Source organism: Labrys wisconsinensis, assembly GCF_030814995.1.
GTDB classification, from domain to species: Bacteria; Pseudomonadota; Alphaproteobacteria; order Rhizobiales; family Labraceae; genus Labrys; species Labrys wisconsinensis.
Map to the genome: position 1 here is coordinate 310,723 of NZ_JAUSVX010000006.1, position 21,548 is coordinate 332,270.

Consider the following 21,548-nt stretch of genomic DNA (forward strand, 5'->3'; position numbering starts at 1 on the left):
AAGATGCGGACCCGTTTCCTGCGCGCTCTCGGCACCCAGAGGGCGCTCAACAGCCTGAGAACCCTCGGCCTCTTCCTGGCCATCCTGGTCATCGCCGCCATTGTCCAGTCGCAGCGGGCGGCCTTTCTCAGCTTCGAGAACCTGCTGACGCTGCTGCGCTCCATGGTCGCCCTCGGCATGGTCGCCTTCGCCCAGAAGCTGGTGATCCTGCTCGGCGAGATCGACCTCTCCGTCGGCGCCGTCTACGGCCTCAGCGCCATCGTCACCGCCACGCTCTGGCTCGGCGGCGGCAGCCTGCCCTTCACCACGCCGCTGATCCCGGCCCTGCTGGCGGCCGTCGCCATCGCCGTGCTGGTCGGCCTGCTCAACGGCTTCTTCACCGTGCGGGCGGGGCTGCCCTCCTTCATCGCCACGCTCGGCATGCTCAACGTCGCCGAGAGCCTGCAGCTCCTGGTCAGCAACGCCTCGACCTTCACCCCGGCCTATAACGACCCGCTGCCGCCGGAGTGGGAGCTGTCCCTGTTCCACAATCTTGGCGGCGCGCTCCTGCCCTTCGGCATTCCGGTCGAGACGCTGTGGCTGGCGGCGGCCTTCGTCCTGTTCTGGGTGCTGCGCCATCGCACCGTGTTCGGCTTCCGCCTGGTGGCCATCGGCGGCAACCCGGATGCGGCGCGCATCGCCCGCCTGCCGGTGAAGAAGTACAAATACATCGTCTTCGTGCTCAGCAGCCTCATCGCGGCGATCGCCGGCATCATCGACTTCTCCTATGTCGGCTCGGTCGGGCCGAGCCAGTCCGGCTCGCTGCTGTTCTCCGTCATCGCCGCGGTGGTGATCGGTGGCGCCAGCCTCAACGGCGGCCGCGGCACCATCCTCGGCACGCTGCTCGGCGCCGTCCTGCTGGCGCTGCTCAACAATGGGCTCGCCCTGCTCGGCGTCGGCTCCTTCGCCCAGCTCCTGTTCATCGGCCTGGTGACCATCGGCGCGGTCTGGCTCGACATCGCCTCGCAGAAGCTGATCCGCCATGCCGGGCAGCGCTCGGCCGAGCGCGCGGCATGATCACCCTCGACGTCCGCGGGGTGGCCAAGCGCTACGGCGCCACCCGGGCCCTGGACGGGCTCGACCTCGGCATCGCCGCCGGCGAGATCGTCGGCATCGCCGGTCCGAACGGCGCCGGCAAGTCGACGCTGATGCGCATGCTCGCCGGGGAGGAAATGCCGGACAGCGGCACCATCCGCCTGGTGCGCGACGGCCGCGAGGCGGCCGAGCCCTGGCGCTCGGTCGCGGTCGTGCACCAGGAGCCGCAGCTCTGGCCGAACATGACGGTGCGCGAGAACCTGGCGGTCGGGCGCGAGGCCCGCGCCCTCGGGCGCATGGAGGCGGCGCGGGACGTCGGACCGACGCTCGCCGCGCTCGGCATCGCCGCCTATGCCGACTACGCCCTGGCGGACCTGTCGCTCGCGGTGCAGCAGCGCGTCGAGATCGCCCGGGCCATCCTGTGCGAGGCCGACGTCTTCCTGTTCGACGAGCCGAACTCGGCCCTGACGGAGGCCGAATCCCGCGCCCTCTTCGCCACGATGCGCGAGCTCGCCGACAGCGGCCGCATCGTCATCCTGATCACCCACAGGCTGAGCGACTTCGTGCGCTGCTGCCGCCGGGTGCTGATCCTGCGCGACGGGCGCATCCGCGGCGAGATCGCGGGGAGCGTGACCGAGGCGGGCATCGCCGCCGAGCTGACCATCGGCCTGGCTTCCGCCCAGGCCTGCGAGCCCGCCCCCGGGCCGGCGGCGCCGGCGGCCGTGACGCCGGCCCTGTCGCTGCGCGGCCTCGGCGACCCCGGCGGCCTGTTCCGCGACGTCTCGCTCGACCTTCCCGCCGGCGCCGTCACCGTCCTGGCGGGCGTGGAGGGATCGGGGGCGCGCGAGCTCGCCCAGGCGATCGGCGGCTTCCGGCGATCCGTCGGCGTCCTCGCCGGCCCTGGCGGTGGCAAGCCCCGCCCGGCCTATCTCGCCGCAAGCCGCCGGCAGACCGTCTTCCACAATCTCAGCGTCGGCGACAGCCTGGCGGCCCGCCTCGGCTGGCGCCGGCTCAGCGCGCCCTTCCCCCTTCTCGACCACGGCCGCATCGCCGAGATCGCTGCGCGCGGCATTGCCCGCTACACCATCAAGGCGGGCAGCCCGGACCATCCGATCACCTCGCTCAGCGGCGGCAATCAGCAGAAGGTCGTGCTCGGCGCCGCGATCGAGGAGGATCCGGACATCCTCGTGGTCGAAGAGCCGACGCGCGGCGTCGATGTCGCCAGCAAGCGCGACATCTACGCGCTGCTGCGCGCCTTCGCCCGCGGCGGACGGGCGGTCGTGCTGTTCTGCACCGAGGTGCCGGAGATGCACGAGGTCGCCGATGCGGTGATCGTGCTGGCGCGCGGCGACATCGCCGGCCGGGCGGTGCCGGGCGAGGCCGAGAGCCTGGCGGCCCTCGCCGCCGAGATCGCCACGCTCGAAGCGTCCTGAGTCGAGAGCAAAGCGCGTTTCGATGGAAACGCTGCTTTGCTCTCATTCATTGTCCCGACGCGTCCTTGCGATCCTCGGCGTTCCCGCCGAATTGCAAGACGCTTTGGCGGCGCGGGGTCACACCCCCATCGCGCCGCCGTCGGCGCGCGGATCGTGCGCCGCCTCGACGCGGCCGTCGCGGCGGTGGCGCCGCAGGGCGCCGGCATGGCCGAACTGGTCGGCATAGGGCACGGCCTCGACCGCCACGGGGTGGCCGGCCCGCCCGAGGGCCTGGATCAGGGCCTCGTCGAAGCGGTTCTCCAGCCTCAGCACCACCTCCCGTTCGCCGGGCTGGCGGCCCAGCACGAAGCGCGGCGCATCGATCGCCTCGGCCAGGCTGAGGCCGAGGCGCACGCGCGAGAAGAGCTGCGCCAGGATCTGCGGCTGCGCCTCGCCGCCCATCGTGCCGAACGGCATCACGGCGCCGTCGTCGAACAGGGCCAGGGCCGGGTTGAGCGTGTGGAACGGCTTGCGCCCGGGGTGCAGCGGGTTGCGCGCCGACGGGTCGAGCGAGAAGGACAGGCCGCGGTTCTGCATCAGCACGCCGGTGCGCGGGAGCACCAGGCCCGAGCCGAAATCCCAGAACACCGACTGGATGAAGCTGACCGCCAGGCCGTCCTGGTCGACGGCGCCCATCCAGACCGTGTCGCCCTTGGCGTCGAGCGGCGGGGCGGGGGCGGCGCTGGTCCTGGAGATCGCGGCCGCCTGCCGGTCGAGGAAGGCCGGCGCCAGGAAAGCGGCGGGGTCCTCGGTCAGGTGGTCCGGATCCGTCACCACCCGGTCGCGCACCGCGGTGGCGCGCTTCACCGCCTCGATCAGCCCGTGGATGTGCTCGAAGCTCTCGGCGCGGCGCACGCCGAGCCGCTCGAACAGGCCGAGGCTCACCAGCGTCGACAGGCCCTGCGTCGGCGGCGGCGAGCCGTGCACCCGGCCGCCGGCGATCGGCAGCGACAGCGGCTGGCGCAGCCGGGCTTCATAGCGTTCGAGGTCGATGCGGGTCACCGGGCTGCCGAAGCGCTCCAGGTCCGCCGCCATCTCGCGCCCGACATCGCCGCGGTAGAAATCGGCGAGGCCGGCATGGGTGATCTGCTCCAGCGTGTCGGCCAGCGCCGCCTGCACCATCGGCGCACCGGCGGCGAGCGGCTGGCCCTCGCGCATGAACAGCGGCGCGAAGCCCGGCACCTCCCGCAGCGCCGCGAAGGCCTCCGGCGCCACCCGGGCCTGGGAGGCCGAGACCGGCACGCCCTCGCGCGCATGCCGGATGGCATCGCCCATGAGCATGTCGAGCGGCAGGCGGCCGCCGAAGGCTTTCGCCATCTCCAGCGCCAGCATCCAGCCGCCGACCGTGCCGGGAACGGTGAGCGCCGCCAGGGGGCCACGCGGCGGGATGGTGTCGTGGCCGAGGTCGCGATAGGCCGGTATCCCCGCTCCGGCCCCGGCGGGCCCGCAGGCGTCGATGAAATGCACGCGCCGGGCCCGGTCCGCGACGAGCCAGAAGCCGTCGCCGCCGAGCGCATTGTTGTGGGGATAGACCACGGCGATCGTCGCCGCCATCGCCACCATGGCCTCCAGCGCGTTGCCGCCCTGGATCAGGATGCGCTGCCCGGTCTCGGCCGCCAGGCGGTGCGGGGCGGCGACGGCGGCATGGGCGAACACCGGGGTCTCGATCATGGCTGCTGCTCCGACGGGTGCGCGTCGTCCGGACCGGCGCCGCACGCTGCGGCGTAGCAAAGCCGGCCGCCATGGTATAGAGGCTAGGACAGCCTCACGACGGACCAACTCATGCCTGCCGACCGAACGATCAACTGGCCCAGCGTCACCACCATCCTTTCCGCCGCCATCCTGATCGGCACCGAGCTCATGGGCGCCGCCTGGGCCTCGGGCTGGGCGATCGCCGGCTGGTTCCAGCTCGGCTCGACCGTCGAGACCATTCTGCAGGTGGTGTTCGGCCTGGCGGCGCTGTTCGCCATCTTCGTGTTCGTGCGCGCCGCCTTCAGGGTCGAGCCGGCGTTCAAGCGATGATCGATCCCGCCGCGCCCTATCCCCGCGACCTCCGCGGCTATGGCCGCACGCCGCCGCAGCCGCAATGGCCGGGCGACGCGCGCGTCGCCGTGCAGTTCGTGCTCAACTACGAGGAGGGCGGCGAGAACAACATCCTGCACGGCGATCCCTATTCGGAAGCCTTCCTGTCCGACATCATGGGTGCCGCCAACTGGCCGAACCAGCGCCACTGGAACATGGAGTCGATCTACGAATACGGCGCCCGTGCCGGCTTCTGGCGGCTCTGGCGCCTGTTCACCGGCCGCAAGGTGCCGCTGACCGTCTACGGCGTCGCCACCGCGCTGATGCGCAGTCCCGAGCAGGTTGCGGCCATGCGCGAGGCCGACTGGGAGATCGCCAGCCACGGCCTGAAATGGATCGAGTACAAGGACGTGCCGCGCGACGTCGAGCGCCAGCACCTGGAGGAAGCCGTCCGCATGCACCGCGAGGTGACGGGCGAGCGGCCCTACGGCTTCTATCTCGGCCGCGCCTCGATGAACTCGGCCGACCTCGTCATGGAGGAGGGCGGCTTCCTCTATTCCTCCGACAGCTATGCCGACGACCTGCCCTACTGGGTGGCGGGACCCAGGGGCCCGCACCTGATCATCCCCTACACCCTCGAAGCCAACGACATGCGCTTCGCCACGGCGCAGGGCTTCAACACCGGCGAGCAGTTCTTCACCTATCTCAAGGACACGTTCGACGTGCTCTACCGCGAGGGCGCCGAGGGCAGCCCGAAGATGTTCTCGGTCGGCCTGCATTGCCGGCTCGTCGGCCGGCCCGGCAAGTCGGCCGGGCTGGAGCGCTTCGTCGACTATGTGCTCGGGCACGACAAGGTCTGGGTGACGCGCCGCGTCGACATCGCCCGGCACTGGCGCCGGGTGCGGCCGGCCTGAGGGGTGGACTCGGTGGCGCTGCGTCGATAAGCCGGCAAAATAAGTCCGAGGAAGGGACGGAAGGCGATGTTCGACACCAAGATCGCGATCGTCGTCCGCGACGATCTCGCCACCTGGCAGAAGCTGAACGTCACCGTCTTCCTGACCAGCGGCATCATCGGAGCGAATGGAGCGCTGCTCGGCGAGCCCTATGAGGATGCCGCCGGCAACGGCTACAACCGGCTGCTGATCCAGCCCGCCATCGTCCTCGCCGCCGATGCCGACACCATCGCGGCGATCTATCGCCGGGCCATGGAGCGGGGCGTGCGCCTCTCCCTCTATATCGAGGACATGTTCCGCACCGGCCATGACGCGGCCAACCGGGAGACCGTCCGCGGACGTCGCCCGGAGGAGATGACGGTGGTCGGGCTGGCGCTGCGCGAGGACCGGAAGCTGGTGGACAAGATCACCAAGGGCGCCCGCATGCATCCCTGACGGGCGGCGGACCGCCGCCGTCCGGCGGAGGCCCCGCGCCGCCCGCAAGCCCACCCGCTGGTGCATGTGCATCAGTCCGGCTGATCCGCCTGCATCTTTTGCGTGTCCCGGACCCAGCCTAGCGTCCTCGGCAGTCCGGCGTCGAACCTCGCCGGCCACCCCGATGTTGGAGACGAACCATGGACAAGGACCGGATCGAAGGCGCGGCCAGGCAGGCGAAGGGGGCGATCAAGGAAGCGGTCGGCAAGGTCACCGGCGACGCCAGGACCGAGGCCGAGGGCAAGGCCGAGAAGGCTGCCGGCAAGGTGCAGAACGCCATCGGCGGCGCCAAGGACGCGGCGCGGGACGCCCTGAAGCGGCCGTAGCGCCGGCGTTCCCCGCGACCGGGCGGCGGCGATCGTCGCCCGGCCGCGCGCCGAGGCACGCGCATGCCCGCGAGGGGCCTGTCCATTCCGGTGCGGAGCCCTATGCTCGCCGTCCGGTCTTCGAAGGCCGGGCGAGGGCAGGCCCATGACCGAAACCATCCCGGACGAGGCGATCTTGCGGCGCCAGGTCGACAGGCGGCAATTGCAGGAGATCATCGCCGGGCTCGGCGAGGGCATCCTGCTCGTCGACCCCGGCGCAGGCATCGTCTGGGCGAACGAGAGGGCGCTCGCCCTGCACCGCGCCGCGGATCTCGCCGGCCTCGGCGCCACCGCCTCGGGCTATCGCGAGCGCTTCCAGCTCACCTATCGCAACAAGCATCCGCTCACGGACGGCCAATATCCGCTGGACCGGCTGCTCGCCGGCGAAGCCTTCCAGGACATGGTGACGGAGGTGCGCGGCCTGGCGCCCAAGGAAGAAGCCTGGCGCGCCGTCCTGCAATGGCGCGGCTTTGCCCTGACCGATGCCAAGGGCCAGGCCGAATCCGGCGTTCTCGTCGTGCAGGACCTGACCGAGCGCTTCACCGCCGAGGAACGCTTCGAGCGCACCTTCGCGGCCAACCCGGCGCCCGCCATCATCTGCCGACGGTCCGACCTGCGCTACATCAAGGTCAACCAGGGGTTCCTTGAGCTGAGCGGCTTCTCGCGGCAGGACATTATCGGCCGCTCGACCTATGAGATCGACGTGCTGGCGGACGCGGCGAACAAGGATGCCGCCATCGCCGGCCTGCGTGAAGGCAGGACCATTCCCCAGATGGGGGCAAGGCTCCGGCTCGGCGACGGCGGATCCAGGAGCGTCATCGTCGCCGGCCAGCCGCTGGAGGTCGGCGAGGAGGCCTGCATGCTCTTCACCTTCATGGACATGGAGCCGCGCCGGCGGGCCGAGGAGGCCCTGCGCCAGAGCGAGGAGCGCTTCGCCCGCTCGTTCCGCCTGACGCCGGTGCCGACCGTGCTGTCGACGCGGGAGGGCCTGCGTCCCCTCGACGTCAACGACGCCTTCGTGTCCGTGTTCGGCTATGCCAGGGAGGATCTGGTCGGGGACGGCCATGCCGACCTGCCGATCTGGACCGGCATGGCCGCGCGGCGTGATCTGGAGCGGGCCATCCTGCGCAACGGCAGCGTCCGCAGCGCCGAGATCCAGCTGCGCACCCGGCAGGGCGACATCCTGGATTGCCTGGTCTCGGCCGAGACGGTGAGCATCGAGGATCAGGACTGTGTGCTGACCGTCATCCAGGACATCACCGAGCGCAAGCGCTCCGAGGAAGAATTGATCGCCGCCATCGAGGCAGTGATGCAGGACACGTCCTGGTTCAGCCGCACCGTGATCGAGAAGCTCGCCAATCTGCGCCATCCCGGCCGCACGGCGGCGCTGCCGGCCGGGCTGTCCGACCTGACGCCGCGCGAGATGGAGGTGCTCGGCCTGATGTGCCAGGGCCTCGGCGATGCCGAGATCGTCAAGGCCCTCGGCCTGACGCGCAACACGGTGCGCAACCACGTCGCCCGCATCTACAGCAAGGCCGGCGTGCACAGCCGGACGACCGCGGTGGTCTGGGCCCGCGAGCGCGGCTTCACCGGCGTGCCCGCCGGCAAGGCCAAGGCGCCGCCGCGGCCGACGCGCCGATGATCCACCTGCATCAGGCCGGCTGATGCAGGTGGATCTATGGCGTTCGGGGCGTGCCTTCTACTGTTGCAAGGCCGGGCGATGCGACGGATTCCGTCGGACGTGGCCCGGATCTCTCCTCAGGGCGTACAATGGATCAGCCGGTCGCGGGGCCACGGGATGAACATCTGCATGTGCTGCAGCAGTACGAGGTGCTCGACACTCCGCCGGAACCGGCCTTCGACACCATCGCGGCCATGGCGGCCCTGCTGTTGAAGACGGCGGCCTGCGCCATCAATTTCATCGGCGCCGACCGGCAATGGACCAAGGCGGCCGTCGGCCTGCCAGCCGGCGCGCCGCCGCCGGGCGGCCTTTCCGAACTCTGCGCCCAGGCCGTGCTTCAGGATGACATCCTCGTCATCCCCGACATGGCCGGCGATCCGCGCTTTGCGCATCTGCTGCCGTCCGTCGCCGGGGCGGCGCTGCGCTTCTATGCCGGCGTGCCGCTCGAGACGCGCGAAGGCCGTCGCATCGGCGTGCTCTGCGTGCTCGATCCGCAGCCGCGCGCCCTCGCCGACGAGCACAGGATGCTGCTGCGCGCGCTCGCCCGCCAGGTGATGACCGAGCTCGACCTCAGGCGGTCCCTGGCGGCCGAGCGTGCCGCCAGGATGGAGGCCGAGAGGCTGCTCGTCGAGAAGGGCGAGCTCATCGCCCGCAACGACATGCTGATGCGCGAGGTCGACCATCGCGTGAAGAACTCGCTGCAGGTCGTCTCCAGCATGCTGCGCCTGCACGCCCGCCAGGTCGCCGACCAGGGCGCCGCAAGGGCCCTGGAGGAGGCGCAGCAGCGGATCGCCTCCATCGCCGCCGTGCACGAGCAGCTCTATCGCGCCTCGAACAGCGACGTCGTCGACATGGCGGTGTTCCTCCCCGGGCTGTGCCAGGCCCTGGCCGCCAACCGCCCGGCCCATGTCGAGGCGGTGACGGTCGCGGCCGAGCCGCTGATCCTCGATTCCGATCGCGCCATGAAGATGGGGCTACTCGCCGGCGAGCTCGTCAGCAATGCCTTCAAGCATGCCTATCCCGCCGACCGGCGCGGCTCGATCCACGTGGCGCTGGTCCGCGACGGCGGGACCGCCCGCCTCACCGTCGCCGATGACGGCGTCGGCCTGCCCGCCGGCTTCGCGGCGGACGCGGGTCACGGGCTCGGCATGCGCCTCGTGCATGCCGTGCTCGGCCAGTATGGCGGCTTCGTCCGGGCCGAGACCGGGCCGGGCACCCGGTTCATCGCGGACATGCCGCTCGATGAGGCTCCGCGTGAGGGCCATAGTCCCGTCGGCCCCGGTCGCTGACCGGTGCAGGGCGGGTGACGCTCGAACGCGCGGGCTTGCGCCAAGGGCCGATGAGTCAAGCTCATCGGCCCTTGGTATATTGGCCGAAGGATCAGACTGTTACCGGTTCCGCAGGGGCCGACTGGTCATGCGAGGTTCATGGAAGGGGTCTAGCGTCCCGTTTCGAGAATATGCATGGGAGTTGGCGCCATGGTTGATGTAGTCTCGAGCGAAGTTGGAATTCCGCGCGTCGAGCATCCGCTCGATCGGCCAAGTACCGTCGGCAAATGGTTCATGCCGGTGTTCGGCGCCGTCGTGCTGGCGGGGCTGGTCTATATCGGCTACGCCCTCGGGCAGGAGCTGACCGGCGCCGTCGCCGTGCCGTGGATCCTGCTCGGCCTCGCCCTGCTGATCGCGCTCGGCTTCGAGTTCGTCAACGGCTTCCACGACACGGCCAATGCGGTCGCCACGGTGATCTACACCCACTCCCTGCCGGCCGAGCTGGCGGTGATGTGGTCGGGCTTCTTCAACTTCCTCGGCGTGCTGACCTCCACCGGCGCCGTCGCCTTCGGCATCATCTCGCTCCTGCCGGTGGAGCTGATCCTGCAGGTCAACTCCAGCGCCGGCCTCGCCATGGTGTTCGCGCTGCTGGTCGCCGCCATCATCTGGAACCTCGGCACCTGGTATCTCGGCCTGCCGGCCTCGAGCTCGCACACGCTGGTCGGCTCGATCATCGGCGTCGGCCTCGCCAACCAGTTCCTGGCTCCGGTCGGCACCGCCACCAGCGGCGTCGACTGGTCCCAGGCCACCAATGTCGGCATGTCGCTCCTGGTCTCGCCGGTCGTCGGCTTCTTCGCGGCGGCGCTGCTGCTGCTGGCGCTCAAGCTGGTGGTGAAGAACAAGGAGCTCTACGAGGCGCCGAAGTCCAATGCGCCGCCGCCGTTGTGGATCCGCGGCCTGCTGATCTTCACCTGCACCGGCGTCAGCTTCGCCCACGGCTCCAATGACGGCCAGAAGGGCATGGGCCTGATCATGCTGATCCTGATCGGCGTGGTGCCCACCGCCTTCGCCCTCAACCGCACCCCCGACATCAACTATCTCGAGGCCTACAAGACCGCGGCCGTCTCGGTCGGGCAGGCCCTCGACAAGTATGCCAAGCCCGGCATCACCGTCGCCGACCCCAAGGCGGTGGTGGGCGATGCCGTGCGCAACAAGACCTGGTCGGATGAGACCACGGTGGCGCTCAAGACCTATATCGCCGACACCTCGGCCAAGGTCGCGCCCTATGCGAGCGTCGAGAAGCTGCCGACCGACCTGGTCACCAACGCCCGCAACGACATCTACCTCATCGGCGAGGCGCTGAAGCTGATCGACAAGAAGAAGCTGCTGCCGATGGAGGCGGCCGACCTGGCGGCGGTGACGAGCTACCACAAGGCGGTCGACAACGCGACCAAGTTCATTCCGCTCTGGGTCAAGGTGGCCGTGGCCCTCGCCCTCGGTCTCGGCACCATGGTCGGCTGGAGGCGCATCGTCGTCACGGTCGGCGAGAAGATCGGCAAGAGCCATCTGACCTATGGCCAGGGCGCCTCGGCCGAGTTGGTGGCCATGGCCACCATCGGCGCCGCCGACTATATGGGCTTGCCGGTCTCCACCACCCATGTGCTGTCGTCGGGCGTCGCCGGCACCATGGCGGCCAACGGCTCCGGCCTGCAATGGTCGACCGTGCGCAACATGCTGATGGCCTGGGTGCTGACGCTGCCGGCGTCGATCGCCCTGGCTTTCGTGCTGTTCGTCGTGCTCCGGCACGTCTTCTGACCGGAATGTCGCAATCCCGGGGCGGTGCGGCGGATCGCTGCGCCGCCCCGTCCCGTTTCAGCCTGGACGCCGGACCATGGTGGATGTCGCCAGCCTGCCTCTGCTCGCGCGCGATGCGCAGAGCCATGCCCCCGGGCTCGTCTGGGCCCTGCGCCTGCTGCCCGGCGGAGCGGCGCAACGCCTGACCGCCGCCGAGGCCGCGGCCGCCATCGGCGGCGCGGAAGCCGGTTGGCTATGGCTGCATGTCGACCTCCTCGACCGCCGCGCCCATGACTGGCTGCACCAGACCTGTTCTCTGCCGCCCGCCACCCGGGCGGTCCTGGACGGCCACGACGACGCCCTGATGCTCGGCTACGAGGACGGCGTGGTGCACGGGGTCTGCGCCGATTTCCACGGCGAGCTCGGTGGCGTCGGCCAGACCCTCGGGCGCCTCACCTTCGCCGTCGGCGAGCACATGCTCGTCACCGGCCGGCGCCATCCGCTCGAGGCGACCGAAGCGGTCCGCCAGGCCGTGGAGTCCGGCAGCCTGCGACCGGCCACCGCCTTCGATGTCCTCGGCGACATCATCACCACCTTCTGCAAGGCGACGTCCCGGCATCTGTCCGCCATCGCGACGACGCTCGACCAGGTGGAGGACGTGCTCGTCACCGGACGGATCAACAACGAGCGGCGCCGGCTGATGGCGGCGCGCCGGCTCACCCTCGCCGTGCACCGGCCGGTGGCGGCGCTCGCCCATCTCTTCCAGGACGAGGACTGCGAGACCTGGGACCTCTCCGAGGCCGGCCGCGGCGCTTTGCGCCGCCTGGGCGGCCGGCTCCAGGCGCTCGACCGCGACGTCATCATGGTCGGCGACCGGGCCAGGCTGCTGCACGAGGAGGTGACGACCGAGCTCGCCGACGAATCCAACCGCAGCCTCAGGGCGCTGGCCGTCATGAGCGCCCTGCTGCTGCCCGGCTCGCTGATCGCCGGCATCTTCGGCATGAACGTCAAGGGCCTGCCGCTCCTCGACACCGATGGCGGCTTCTGGATCGCCATGGCGGTGACGTCGCTGGCGACCCTCATGTTCTACTGGGCGCTGCGGCGCGCCGGCCTCACCCTGCGCTTCTGACGCCCGGCCTGCCGCCGGTGCCTCAGGTCGGATCTTCCCGATGCAGGTCGTGCACGGCGACGCCCGAGGCGCCGGCCGGCGGCACCAGCCATTGGCGATGGCGCAAGGTGCGTTGCGTGTCCTCCAGGCCGGCTTCCCAATGCTCGCGCATCGATGTGCCGGAGAACTCGTAGTCCTTGGCGTGGCCCTCGTAGTTCTTGTGCTGGTAGATGAGGTGCACGATGTTGACGAAGCCGGCCTTCGAGTAGTCTTGGATCAGCGCCTCCTCCTCCTTGGTCAGGAGGTCCTTGGGAAGGCGCTTCAAGGCGTCGAGCAGGTGCAGCTTCAGCCCGCGGAGCCGCTCGAAATTGGTGGTGTTCTGGCGGGTGCGGCTCGAATACATGATGTCCTTGTGGCGGGACAGCACCTCCGGCATGCTGCGCGGCAGGGTGCCGCGGGCGCTGAACAGGTCGACCTGGAACACCAGCGAGCTACGCTCCTCCTCCTGGTCGAGCAGATATTGCAGCGGCGTGTTGGAGACGATGCCGCCGTCCCAGTAATATTCGCCCTCGATGCGGACCGCCGGCAGCGCCGGCGGCAGCGCGCCGCTGGCCATGATGTGCTCGGGCCCGATACGCACATTGTCCGTGTCGAAATAGACGAAATTGCCGGTGCGCACGTTGACGGCGCCGACGCTGAGGCGCTTGTTGCCGTCGTTGAGCACGTCGAAGTCGATGACCTCCTCCAACGTCTCCTTCAGCTCGGCCGAGTCGTAGAAGCTGGTGGCGCCTTCGGCGCCCTGCGGCTGCAGCCAGGGGTTGGGGAAGCGCGGCTTGAAGAAGCCGGGCTGGCCCTGGGTCATGGTCATCCACGAGCTGGTACGGTTGCGGATGTCGCGGAACATATCGCCTTCGGGCGTGTAGGCCCAGATCTTGCGGCCCGAGATCTTCTGCCAGAACTGCTCGAGGCGATGCAGCCGGTGACGCGGCTCGTTGCCGGCGATGATCGAGGCGTTGACCGCGCCGATCGACACGCCGGAGAGCCAGGTCGGCTCGCAGCCCGCATCGGCCAGCGCCTGGTAGACGCCGGCCTGGTAGGCGCCGAGGGCGCCGCCGCCCTGGAACACCAGGGCGACGCGGTCATAGAGCGCCGAGATCTCCTCGAGGGTGGCACGGGCCGCCTTCTGCGGATTGCGTTCGAGCATTCTCGGTCTCCGACAGCCTGAAGCGTTCTGCGGTCCGGCGGAATCGCCAAGTCTCGCAAAGACGCGTCGAAACAAAGAGTGAGAGCAAAGCAGCGTTTCCGCCCAAATGTGCTTTGCTCCGAAGCATTTTCAAGCGGACCGGCACTCGGTTCGCGTGAAGAAAATGCGTAAAAAGGAAATAGAGAGCTTGATCGATTCAGTTTGAAGCGATCAAGCTCCGGGTTTTATCGCGCCTCGGTGAGATAGTCGTAGACCACTTCGCCGAGGCCAAGCGTCAGGTCGGCCTTGAAGTGCAGGGCCGAAACCACCTCGACGACCGGCAGGCGGGCGACGTCGGCCATGACGTGCGGGCGCAGGTCGAGCGCCGCCGGCGCGGTCCAGGCCTCTTTCAGCGTCACGTCGGTGAGGTGATAGCGCACCAGCTCGCAGATGCGCATGCTGCCGTCGACATGCGGGATGATCTTGATCAGGAAGTTCGGCGCCCCCAGCGCCGCCAGCACCTGGTCCCGGTCGGCCGGCCGATGCTTGTAGCCCATGGTGCCGATGGCGCACAGGACGCTGCCGTAGTGCAGCGTGCCCACCACCACCTCGCCCTCGTGCACGATCTTCGGGCTGGCGAGCTTCTTGGGGAAGCCCCAGAGCTCGCGGCCGCCGGCGATCGGCGCGTCGTCGTCGAGATACATGGAGTGGACATAGACGCCATGCTCGCCGCGAAAGCGCACCGGGATCACCTGGCCGCTCTCGGTATAGTCGCCGAAGCCGGTGGAGTCCGGCATGCGGATGAACTCGTACTTGACCACCGGCTCGTCGATCTCGAGCGGCGCCGGCACCACCGCTTCCAGCGCCTCGCGCGTGGTGCGGTAGGTGATGATCACATATTCCCGGTCGAAGAAGCGGTAGGGACCGGGCGGGAAGGATGGGTTGGTCAGCGGCATGGCGCTGGCGCGCTTCAGGACGTCGGCGATTTCCAAGCGGCTTCCCCTCTGGCAAACCAGTCGTGGTGACCTCGGCGTGATGTCGCATGGCGTCATGACAACGTCGTGTCGGCCGTCTCCTGGGGAAGCGGGGCGAGCGACGGGGCGCGGGACGAAACATGCATGTATTGGCATGATCTCCTGCTGCCAGGCTCCACGGCCTGCCGTGGGCGTCAGAGGCCCGCAGCCAAGTCAAATCGTCAAATGCCGGGACTTGCTCGGACAGAGCGAGTTAACCTGTTTTAAGCGAAACCCTTCCTAGATTGTCGCTCGACCAACAGCACGGGTTGCGAAGACGCCAGTGATCGCCGGCGAGGCCCTGAACGACATGGCGGATCCTTTGCTGATCGCGCGCGTTCGCGCCCTCTCGCCCCAGGACCTCGATGCCGTCTCCGACCTGTTCCTGAAGCTCTTCCGCCGGGGCCGTCCGCGGCGCAAGGACGTCCTGACCCACTATCTCAGCGAGCTTTTCTTCGGCGAGACGCAGCAGAAGGCCTTCCCGTCCGGACAGGTCTATACATCGCCGACCGGACGGCTCGCCGGCTTCATCGGCGGCATCAACCAGCCGATGGTGCTCGACGGCACGCCGATGAGCGGCATGGTGGGCTGCGGCATGATGCTCGATCCCGGCCATGGCGATGCCCTCGCCCTGTTCCGGCTGCTGCGCGCCATCCTGCACCAGGGGCAGGGCTTTTCCTCCACCGACACGGCGGCGCCGATCTCGCGCGACGTGCTGGAGCGCGTCGGCGCGGTGCATCTGCCGCTGCATAGCCTCGACTGGCTGCTGGTGCTGAGCCGGGGCGCCTATCTCGCCGGCGTCTTCGCCGACCGGTTCCGCAACCGGACGGTGACGAACCTCCTCGGCGCGGCGGCGCAGGCCTTCCAGCCGCGGGCCGAGATCCGGCTGCCGCGCGGCGGGCAGGCGGCGCTGCGCTTCTTCGCCCCTTCCACCGACGAGCTCGCGGCCGCGCTGGCGCGCCTGTCGCGGCTCTACGCGCTGCGTCCGGACTGGTCGGCCGCCGATCCGCATCTGCGGGGCCGCCTGGCCGAGGCGGCGCGGCGCCGGCGCCACGGCGTGCTCAAGGCCATGGTCGCCACCGATGCCGCCGGCGAGCCGCTCGCCTGCTGGCTGGCCTATCTCAGGCGAGGCGGCGTGGCCCAGCTCCTCCAGGTCCTGGCGGTGCCGCAGCATATGGATGCGGCGCTCGCCAATCTCGCGGCCACGGCGGCCGCGGCCGGTGCCGTCGCCGTGCGCGGCCGGGCCCAGCCCGAGCAGATCGCCGCGCTGACGCGCATGAACGCCAGCTTCCGGCCGGTCTCCTCGACGCTGATCCATGCCGCGGACGCGCGGGTGCTGAGAGCCTGCCACGAGGCCTCGCACAATGCCCTGCTCACGGGCCTCGCCGGCGAATCCTGGACCCGCCTGATCGACGACGATTTCCGCTGAGCGCCCCTCGATCGGGGCGCCCCCGCTCCCGAGCCGGACCGGCGCTCAGGGCGAGCCCACCGTCGAACCCGCCGGTTGGGCGGGAACGGCGTCGTCGTTCTCCATGACGATGGCGCAGTCGCTCGCCTTGCGCTTGCACGGCTCGAGGGCGAGGGTGCGGGCGCGCTCAAGCGACGTCGCGCCAAACCCGTCCCAGAAGTTGTTCTGGCTCGGCGAATAGGCGAGCGCCTTGTACAGCGGCGCCGCAAAATAGCTCTCGATGAAGCCCCGGTTGCCTTTCTGCGCCCGGATCTTCGTGAGTATCGCGTCGACCTCGCCGAGCTGCCATGTCGGCAGCTTGAGATAGCGCAGGAAGGCATCGAGCTCCCGCAGCCAGTCGTTGCGGCCGCTGGGCACCGAGAACAGGCTGTGGCCATCGGTCCCGATCGGATCGAACATCACCAGCTTGACGTCGGCGCCCCCGTCCAGGGCGGCGCTGCGCATGCGGTCGACCAGGTCGGGGCCGAAATAGCTGTCGTTGCGGGCATAGAGCCACAGCTGCGGCACCCGGCTCTGCGCGCCCAGGCTTTTCTCCGCGGCGACGAGGTTGTCCTGCCAGGCGGGGCAATTGTCCAGCCTCAGCCCGCCGGAAATGCTGACCACACCGAGAAGGCCGGCGGGATTGCGCGCGGACAGGGTGACGACATCCGCGCCGCCGGCCGAGACGCCGATGGCGATCACCCGGCTCGGGTCGGCGTCGGGCCGCTGCTTGACCAGCGCCAGGACGGCCTCGAGGTCGTCGGCATTGTCGGAGAAGCGGTGCAGCAGCGCGCCGACGTCGCAGCCAAGTGCGCCCGGCGGCAGCCCGTCGGACTGGCCAAAGCCGCGGTGCATCGGCACGACCGCCAGCCAGCCGCGCCCCGCCAGGTCCCGGGCCTGCTCTTCGACGGTGTTGGTGTGATGGCTCTGTACATCGCCGGTGTCGAGCGGCTTGCCGTGCACGACGAGGGCGATCGGCAGCCGGCCGGCGGCGTCGGAACGCTTGATGGTGAGGCCTTCGAGACGCACCGGCTTGCCGCCGATGATGACGCGGAAATAGCTGTGATCCTCGACGAAGTCGGTGGCGCGGCCGGTCACGGGGAGCATGGCCAGAGGCACGGCAACGAGGGCGGCGAAGAGGTTTCGCAAGGGATTTTCTCCGATCCTGCCCGGCATCCTCTCCTGGCCGGCAAAGACGGCGGATCTGTGGTGCCGCACGGGAAGCTGCGGTCATCCGGCGCCGGCTGACGGCGAGCGGCTTGGCAGGAGGCGGGGGCGGCTCGAGTGAGGCATGTTTCGCCGAGATCCGTCGTCCAGGACGATCGCCGCGCGGGTCTCGATGAGGATGCCGGCCATGTCAGGCGCCACGCCGGTCGAGCTGGGGGCCGGGCGTCAGCTCGTGCAGCCGGTGGATGCCGGGCATTTCGATGAAGCCTTCGAGGCCGCGGACCGCACGGGACCAGAGCCGGATCGTCGGGTAGGGATCGAGCGGGATGCCGCCGTCCGGCGCGAGCGCCACATAGGGGAAGCAGGCGATGTCGGCGACGGTCGGCCGGTCCGAGGCGAGGAACCGCATGCCGCGCAGGCGCTGCTCGACCAGGCCGGCCTCCAGCTCGCGAAGGGCGGCGATGCCCTGGCCCTGAAGGGCGCCGATATCGCCGGGGCGCAGCAGCATTTCGTGCAGGCGGGCGCCGCCGAGGCCGGCCGTCAGCCGGTGGGAGAAGCAGAGCCATTGCTGGATGCGCGCGGTCTCCGCCGGCGCGCCGCTGCCGAGCCATTCCGGCGCGCTGCGCGCCGCGAGATAAGCGAGCATGGCCGCGGATTCGGTCAGGACCAGGTCTCCGTCCTCGAGGATCGGGATCGAGCCCGCCGGGTTGAGCGCCGTCAGCTCGGGACCGCGATGCTCGGCGCCGGGATGGAAATCCACCGGCCGGAGCTCCAGCCGCACCCCGGCCAACGCCGCCATCAGGCGCACCTTGTAGCAGCTGGGCGAGAGCACGTAGTCGTAGAGCTTCATTGCGCCACCAGCTCGGCGCCGTAGGTGTAGCCGTGCCGCTTCAGCCAGCGCCGGTAGGCCACCGAGGTCAGGTCGGCGCGCGTCGGGATCTCCATGCCGGGATCGAGCGGGAGCAGGCGCGGGATCTGGTTTTCGAGGATCGAGCGGTCCTGCAGGAAGATCATCTGCTGGAAGTGGATGAGGTCGGTCATCGCCGTGGTGTCGTCGAACAGCGCCATCCACGGCCAGACGTCGCAGAGATCCTCGGCGAGGGGCTGGACGAACAGCGTGATGACGTCCCATTCGCCGGGCCGGGGCGGGCAGGTCTTGTAGAGGACCGAGCAGGTCGGCGCCGGCACGCGGTACATGTATTGCGTGGTGATGCCGCCGCTGGCGGACTTCGCCGCCTGCGGCTGGTAGAATTGCACCTGGGTCGCCCAGACCTCATCCTCCGCCTCCCGGATCTCGACCTTGTAGTCCTGCACCTCCGTATGCGGTTCCGCGCCGAGGATATCGGTGTGCACGAAGGGGAAATGGGCGATGTCGAGGAAATTCTCCACCGCGCGCAGCGGCGAGCAGCGCACGCGGACCACGCCGACATCGACGAAGCGGCGGCCGGGCTGGTCGGCCTCGGGAATGGCGAAGAGAGCCTTGCGGGGCGCGCCGAGCGAGGACCAGACATGGCTGTAGCGCACGCAGACGGGCAGGGCGCGGCCGCTCGCATCGGTCACCTCGGCATTCCCCGCCGCATCGAGTCCGACCTCGATCGGCACGCCCATCAGGGCCGTCCGGCGTCCGGCCCGGCCGAGCTGACTGAAGAGGCCGACCGGATACCATTGGTCGGTCATCGCGTTTCCCGTCACGACGCGATCTCCCCGCGCTGCAGCGCCTCGGCGCTGCGCCGCAGGCTCTCGACGGCCCGCGACGCGGCGATGCGCTCGGACCGGCTGCTGTCGCCAGCCACCAGCACGTGGATCAGCGTCCGCTCCTCCTCCTGCGCGACCAGCAGCAGGCGAAGAGGGTGCGATGCCGGCGCCCGCCACATCAGGCCGTCCGGCCCCGCGGTGGAACCGGCGGCGGCCTCCAATGCGGCGATGCCGGCATGCGCCGTCAGCGAGCGCAGCGGCAGCCGGTCGAGGTGCGGAGGCCGCGCCGCGGCTTGCCCGGCCGCGACCCAGAGGATCCCGTCGCAGTCCTCGACGGCGTGCGTGTCGACGCGTATCGCAGCCGGTGGCGTGAGGTCCGGGTGTGCGGGAATGCGCAGGCAAGCCCCGGTCCGGTCATAGCTCCAGCCGTGATAGATGCAGGAGAGGGTCTCCCCGCGCACGAAGCCGTGGGAGAGGCGCATGCCGCGATGCGGACAACGGTCCGCGGCGGCCGCCGCCTGCCCCGACCGGCTCCGCCACAGGGCGATCGGCCCGGCGGGCGTGCGTGCCGGCATCACGGTCCCTGCCGGCAGGTCCGCGGAAAGGGCGACCGGTGTCCAGGAGCCCGTCGTGTCTGGCAGCATGCTTCGACGTTCCGAACGATGCGAACAGCCTTTCGGGCAGGCGCATCGTCGGCCTGCCGATCAGCGTCGCCACGCTTGCACAATGTTTCTGCACGAGCAAGAATGATAAAAAAACGGGCAGAAGAGGCCTGCAGAAAAACAGGAGTCTGCTCGGCTCAGCCGGTCTCGCCATCGATCGGTGAACGATGGATGGTCTCGACCCAGACGTCGATGGGCCCGAGCGAGCAGCCCATCTCCATCATGTCGATCAGCGCCGTCGGACCGGCGAGCTCGAGCTCGATCCGGCCGGTGCTGGTGTGGCTCACCGCCTGCGAGAGCCCGAGCCTGGCGGCATGGCGCCGGATCCAGGGGAGGAACGAGGCGGCGTCGACGTCGCCGAGGATCGTCATCCGTTCCCGCGAGGCGCTGTGATGGGGCTCGGTCATGAAGGGGCGGGATGCTCCGGCCTTGCCGCTGATCCCGCCACAGTAGGCCGTCATGTGCCGCAGGCAAACGGAAGGTGCGCCCTGACGAAGGCGAGGCGGGCCTCGACCGGCGCCAGCGGCAGCTCGACCAGCTCGTAGCCAAGCTCGCCATAGATCGCGGCCATCGCCGCATGGGTGCGCACCGCCTCGTCGAAATCCTGCCGGCGTTCCGCATCCTGCCCGAAGATCGCCGGCCAGGGCGGGGCGATGAACACGAGCCGGTTGTAGCGGACCGTTTCCGCGGCCCGCTGCATGTGCCCGGGCACCGGCAGGCCCGTCAGGGCGAGATAGCCCGGCACGTCCGGGACGCCGCGGTCGAAGAACACGGGGCCGGGCGCGGCGCCCGCCATGGCGTGGGAGCGCATGTCGAGGCCCAGCATCAGCTCGGCGAAGGCGGCGGGATCGCGCCAGGGCAGCGCCGGGCCGTCGATGCGCATCTGGTCCTGGATGACGGCGCGCCCAGCCTCGGGCATGCAGGCATGGCCGGCGCGCTCCAGGGCCGCGATCAGGGTGCTCTTGCCGGAGCCGGGGCCGCCGGTGAGCACGAAGAATCGATCGGTTTGCGCGGACATGACAATCCTCCTGTGGATGAAGCACGCGTCGAGCCGCGCGGCCGAAGGCGCGCGGCATCGATGTCTGAACGAATGGGAAGGGGCGCGGTGAGCCGCCCGGCTCGCGACGAGCCCGCCGTCAGGCGACGGGATAGGGGCCTTCGGCGAAGGTTTCCGCGTGATAGCCCTTGCTGCCGACCGCGCGGGCCAGCGGGCTGCGGAAGTCCTCGTCCCGGCGCAGGCTTTCGAGCACGGCGGCGAAATCATAGCGGGGCCGCCAGCCGAGCTCAACCCGCGCCCGCCGGTTGACATAGACGCGGTCGATGCGCGGGGCGAGGCTCCAGCCGCGGGCGGCGAACAGGGCCGCGCAGTCCGGGAACAGGCGGTGCACCACGGCCGGCGCGTCCTGGCGCAGGCCCGCCAGGTCGTCCTCGGTGAAGGGCGTCGTCGCCGACACGATGTAGCGGCCGAAGCCGAGCGCAGGCGCCCTCTCGACCGCCAGCAGGTGGGCCGAGACCACGTCCGCGATGTCGACCCGGCGATGCAGCATCTCGTTGGCCTGGGCATTGGCGAGCGCGTAGCGTCCACGGACGCCCGCGTCGTCGTCCGCCTCCGGGAAGAAGCGCGAGGTTCGCAGCACCACCGCCGGCAGGCGCCGCCGACGGGCGAACAATTCGCACAGGCTCTCGGCGGCCACCTTGGTCACGCCGTAGATGTTCCTGGCGATCGGCGCGACCGCCTCCGTCACCCAGGCCGCCGGCTCGCCCTCGGCAGGCGTCAGGGCCGCGCCGAAGGCGCTGGTGGTGCTGGTGAAGACGAAGGCGGCGACGCCGGCCGCGGACGCCGCCTCCAGCAGGACCAGCGTGCCCGTGACGTTGGTGTCGACGAAGGCCTGTTCGCCATGGGTGGCGACATGCGGCTTGTGCAGCGTCGCCGCATGGATCACGGCGCTGACGCCCGCCATGCAGTCCCGGACGAAGTCCCGGTCGCCGATCGGGCCGACCCGGTCTGTGAAGGGCGAGGGCTTGATGTCGAGGCCGAGGGCCGGTCGTCCGGCTGCGCGAAGGCTGCGCATCAGCGCCTCGCCGAGATGGCCGGCGCTGCCGGTGACGAGAATGGTCATGGCGGGGCTCCTGTCGCGGCAGCGCAGGCTACCCCCGCCGGAGGAGGGCG

The 21,548-nt window shown here is 70.0% G+C and carries 21 protein-coding genes; 11 read left to right on the top strand and 10 right to left on the bottom strand.

Annotated features, from left to right (window positions below):
• The first annotated feature begins 3 nt into the window (after window positions 1–3).
• Window positions 4–1,056 carry an ABC transporter permease gene (locus QO011_RS18305; RefSeq protein WP_307274796.1) on the top strand — a complete coding sequence of 351 codons (1,053 nt, stop codon included), beginning with the start codon at window positions 4–6 and terminating at the stop codon, window positions 1,054–1,056.
• Window positions 1,053–2,507 (top strand): ATP-binding cassette domain-containing protein, encoded by a 1,455-nt coding sequence (locus QO011_RS18310; protein ID WP_307274798.1) that lies wholly within the window; start codon window positions 1,053–1,055, stop codon window positions 2,505–2,507. Before QO011_RS18305 ends, QO011_RS18310 begins: the two co-directional genes overlap by 4 nt.
• A 117-nt stretch (window positions 2,508–2,624) precedes the next feature.
• On the opposite strand, the gene QO011_RS18315 is transcribed toward QO011_RS18310, so the two are convergent.
• Window positions 2,625–4,217 (bottom strand): gamma-glutamyltransferase family protein, encoded by a 1,593-nt coding sequence (locus QO011_RS18315; RefSeq protein WP_307274801.1) that lies wholly within the window; start codon window positions 4,215–4,217, stop codon window positions 2,625–2,627.
• A gap of 111 nt (window positions 4,218–4,328) precedes the next feature.
• Between QO011_RS18315 and QO011_RS18320 the strand changes: the two genes are divergently transcribed.
• The 8 genes from QO011_RS18320 to QO011_RS18355 all read left to right on the top strand — a co-directional run bounded on the left by QO011_RS18320 (window position 4,329) and on the right by QO011_RS18355 (window position 12,232).
• Entirely contained in the window at window positions 4,329–4,568 is a 240-nt protein-coding gene (locus QO011_RS18320) for a hypothetical protein (RefSeq protein ID WP_307274803.1), read from the top strand.
• A complete protein-coding gene (puuE, locus tag QO011_RS18325) occupies window positions 4,565–5,482 on the top strand; it encodes an allantoinase PuuE (RefSeq protein ID WP_307274805.1) in 918 nt (305 codons plus the stop codon). The genes QO011_RS18320 and puuE overlap by 4 nt, the downstream gene beginning before the upstream one ends.
• 66 nt (window positions 5,483–5,548) lie before the next feature.
• The gene (locus QO011_RS18330) at window positions 5,549–5,956 is read left to right on the top strand and encodes a DUF2000 family protein (protein WP_307274807.1); all 408 of its coding nucleotides are present in this window, start codon (window positions 5,549–5,551) and stop codon (window positions 5,954–5,956) included.
• Between the two features lie 179 nt (window positions 5,957–6,135).
• On the top strand, window positions 6,136–6,321 hold the full coding sequence (locus QO011_RS18335; protein ID WP_307274809.1) for a CsbD family protein: 186 nt from the start codon (window positions 6,136–6,138) through the stop codon (window positions 6,319–6,321).
• A 145-nt stretch (window positions 6,322–6,466) separates the two neighbouring features.
• Entirely contained in the window at window positions 6,467–8,002 is a 1,536-nt protein-coding gene (locus tag QO011_RS18340; protein WP_307274811.1) for a helix-turn-helix transcriptional regulator, read from the top strand.
• Between the two features lie 128 nt (window positions 8,003–8,130).
• Window positions 8,131–9,330, top strand: coding sequence for a sensor histidine kinase (locus QO011_RS18345; RefSeq protein ID WP_307274813.1), 1,200 nt, complete (start codon window positions 8,131–8,133; stop codon window positions 9,328–9,330).
• A gap of 189 nt (window positions 9,331–9,519) precedes the next feature.
• Window positions 9,520–11,124, top strand: a complete 1,605-nt coding sequence (locus QO011_RS18350; RefSeq protein WP_307274814.1) for an inorganic phosphate transporter — start codon at window positions 9,520–9,522, stop codon at window positions 11,122–11,124.
• 76 nt (window positions 11,125–11,200) lie between these two features.
• The gene (locus QO011_RS18355; RefSeq protein WP_307274815.1) at window positions 11,201–12,232 is read left to right on the top strand and encodes a CorA family divalent cation transporter; all 1,032 of its coding nucleotides are present in this window, start codon (window positions 11,201–11,203) and stop codon (window positions 12,230–12,232) included.
• A gap of 22 nt (window positions 12,233–12,254) precedes the next feature.
• Here the strand turns inward: QO011_RS18355 and QO011_RS18360 are convergent, their stop codons facing one another.
• Together QO011_RS18360 and QO011_RS18365 are read right to left on the bottom strand one after the other, a co-directional pair.
• Window positions 12,255–13,415: a patatin-like phospholipase family protein gene (locus tag QO011_RS18360; protein WP_307274816.1), complete on the bottom strand. Its 1,161-nt coding sequence runs from the start codon at window positions 13,413–13,415 to the stop codon at window positions 12,255–12,257.
• A gap of 224 nt (window positions 13,416–13,639) precedes the next feature.
• Window positions 13,640–14,386 carry an acetoacetate decarboxylase gene (locus QO011_RS18365; RefSeq protein WP_307274818.1) on the bottom strand — a complete coding sequence of 249 codons (747 nt, stop codon included), beginning with the start codon at window positions 14,384–14,386 and terminating at the stop codon, window positions 13,640–13,642.
• Between the two features lie 331 nt (window positions 14,387–14,717).
• On the opposite strand from QO011_RS18365, the gene QO011_RS18370 reads away from it, so the two are divergent.
• Window positions 14,718–15,836: a hypothetical protein gene (locus tag QO011_RS18370; RefSeq protein WP_307274819.1), complete on the top strand. Its 1,119-nt coding sequence runs from the start codon at window positions 14,718–14,720 to the stop codon at window positions 15,834–15,836.
• A gap of 45 nt (window positions 15,837–15,881) precedes the next feature.
• Here QO011_RS18370 and QO011_RS18375 read toward each other — a convergent pair whose 3' ends face one another.
• The 7 genes from QO011_RS18375 to QO011_RS18405 all read right to left on the bottom strand — a co-directional run bounded on the left by QO011_RS18375 (window position 15,882) and on the right by QO011_RS18405 (window position 21,498).
• Window positions 15,882–17,003 (bottom strand): alpha/beta fold hydrolase, encoded by a 1,122-nt coding sequence (locus QO011_RS18375; RefSeq protein WP_307274821.1) that lies wholly within the window; start codon window positions 17,001–17,003, stop codon window positions 15,882–15,884.
• A gap of 208 nt (window positions 17,004–17,211) precedes the next feature.
• Window positions 17,212–17,871 carry a glutathione S-transferase family protein gene (locus tag QO011_RS18380; RefSeq protein WP_307274823.1) on the bottom strand — a complete coding sequence of 220 codons (660 nt, stop codon included), beginning with the start codon at window positions 17,869–17,871 and terminating at the stop codon, window positions 17,212–17,214.
• On the bottom strand, window positions 17,868–18,713 hold the full coding sequence (locus QO011_RS18385; RefSeq protein ID WP_307274825.1) for an aromatic ring-hydroxylating oxygenase subunit alpha: 846 nt from the start codon (window positions 18,711–18,713) through the stop codon (window positions 17,868–17,870). Before QO011_RS18385 ends, QO011_RS18380 begins: the two co-directional genes overlap by 4 nt.
• Window positions 18,710–19,360 carry a Rieske 2Fe-2S domain-containing protein gene (locus QO011_RS18390; RefSeq protein ID WP_307274827.1) on the bottom strand — a complete coding sequence of 217 codons (651 nt, stop codon included), beginning with the start codon at window positions 19,358–19,360 and terminating at the stop codon, window positions 18,710–18,712. The genes QO011_RS18385 and QO011_RS18390 overlap by 4 nt, the downstream gene beginning before the upstream one ends.
• A 155-nt stretch (window positions 19,361–19,515) precedes the next feature.
• Complete coding sequence (locus tag QO011_RS18395) at window positions 19,516–19,785, bottom strand: acylphosphatase (protein WP_307274829.1); 270 nt, start codon at window positions 19,783–19,785, stop codon at window positions 19,516–19,518.
• Window positions 19,786–19,835: 50 nt separating this feature from the next.
• Entirely contained in the window at window positions 19,836–20,396 is a 561-nt protein-coding gene (locus tag QO011_RS18400) for an AAA family ATPase (RefSeq protein ID WP_307274831.1), read from the bottom strand.
• Window positions 20,397–20,514: 118 nt separating this feature from the next.
• Entirely contained in the window at window positions 20,515–21,498 is a 984-nt protein-coding gene (locus QO011_RS18405; protein WP_307274833.1) for an NAD-dependent epimerase/dehydratase family protein, read from the bottom strand.
• Window positions 21,499–21,548 lie beyond the last annotated feature (50 nt).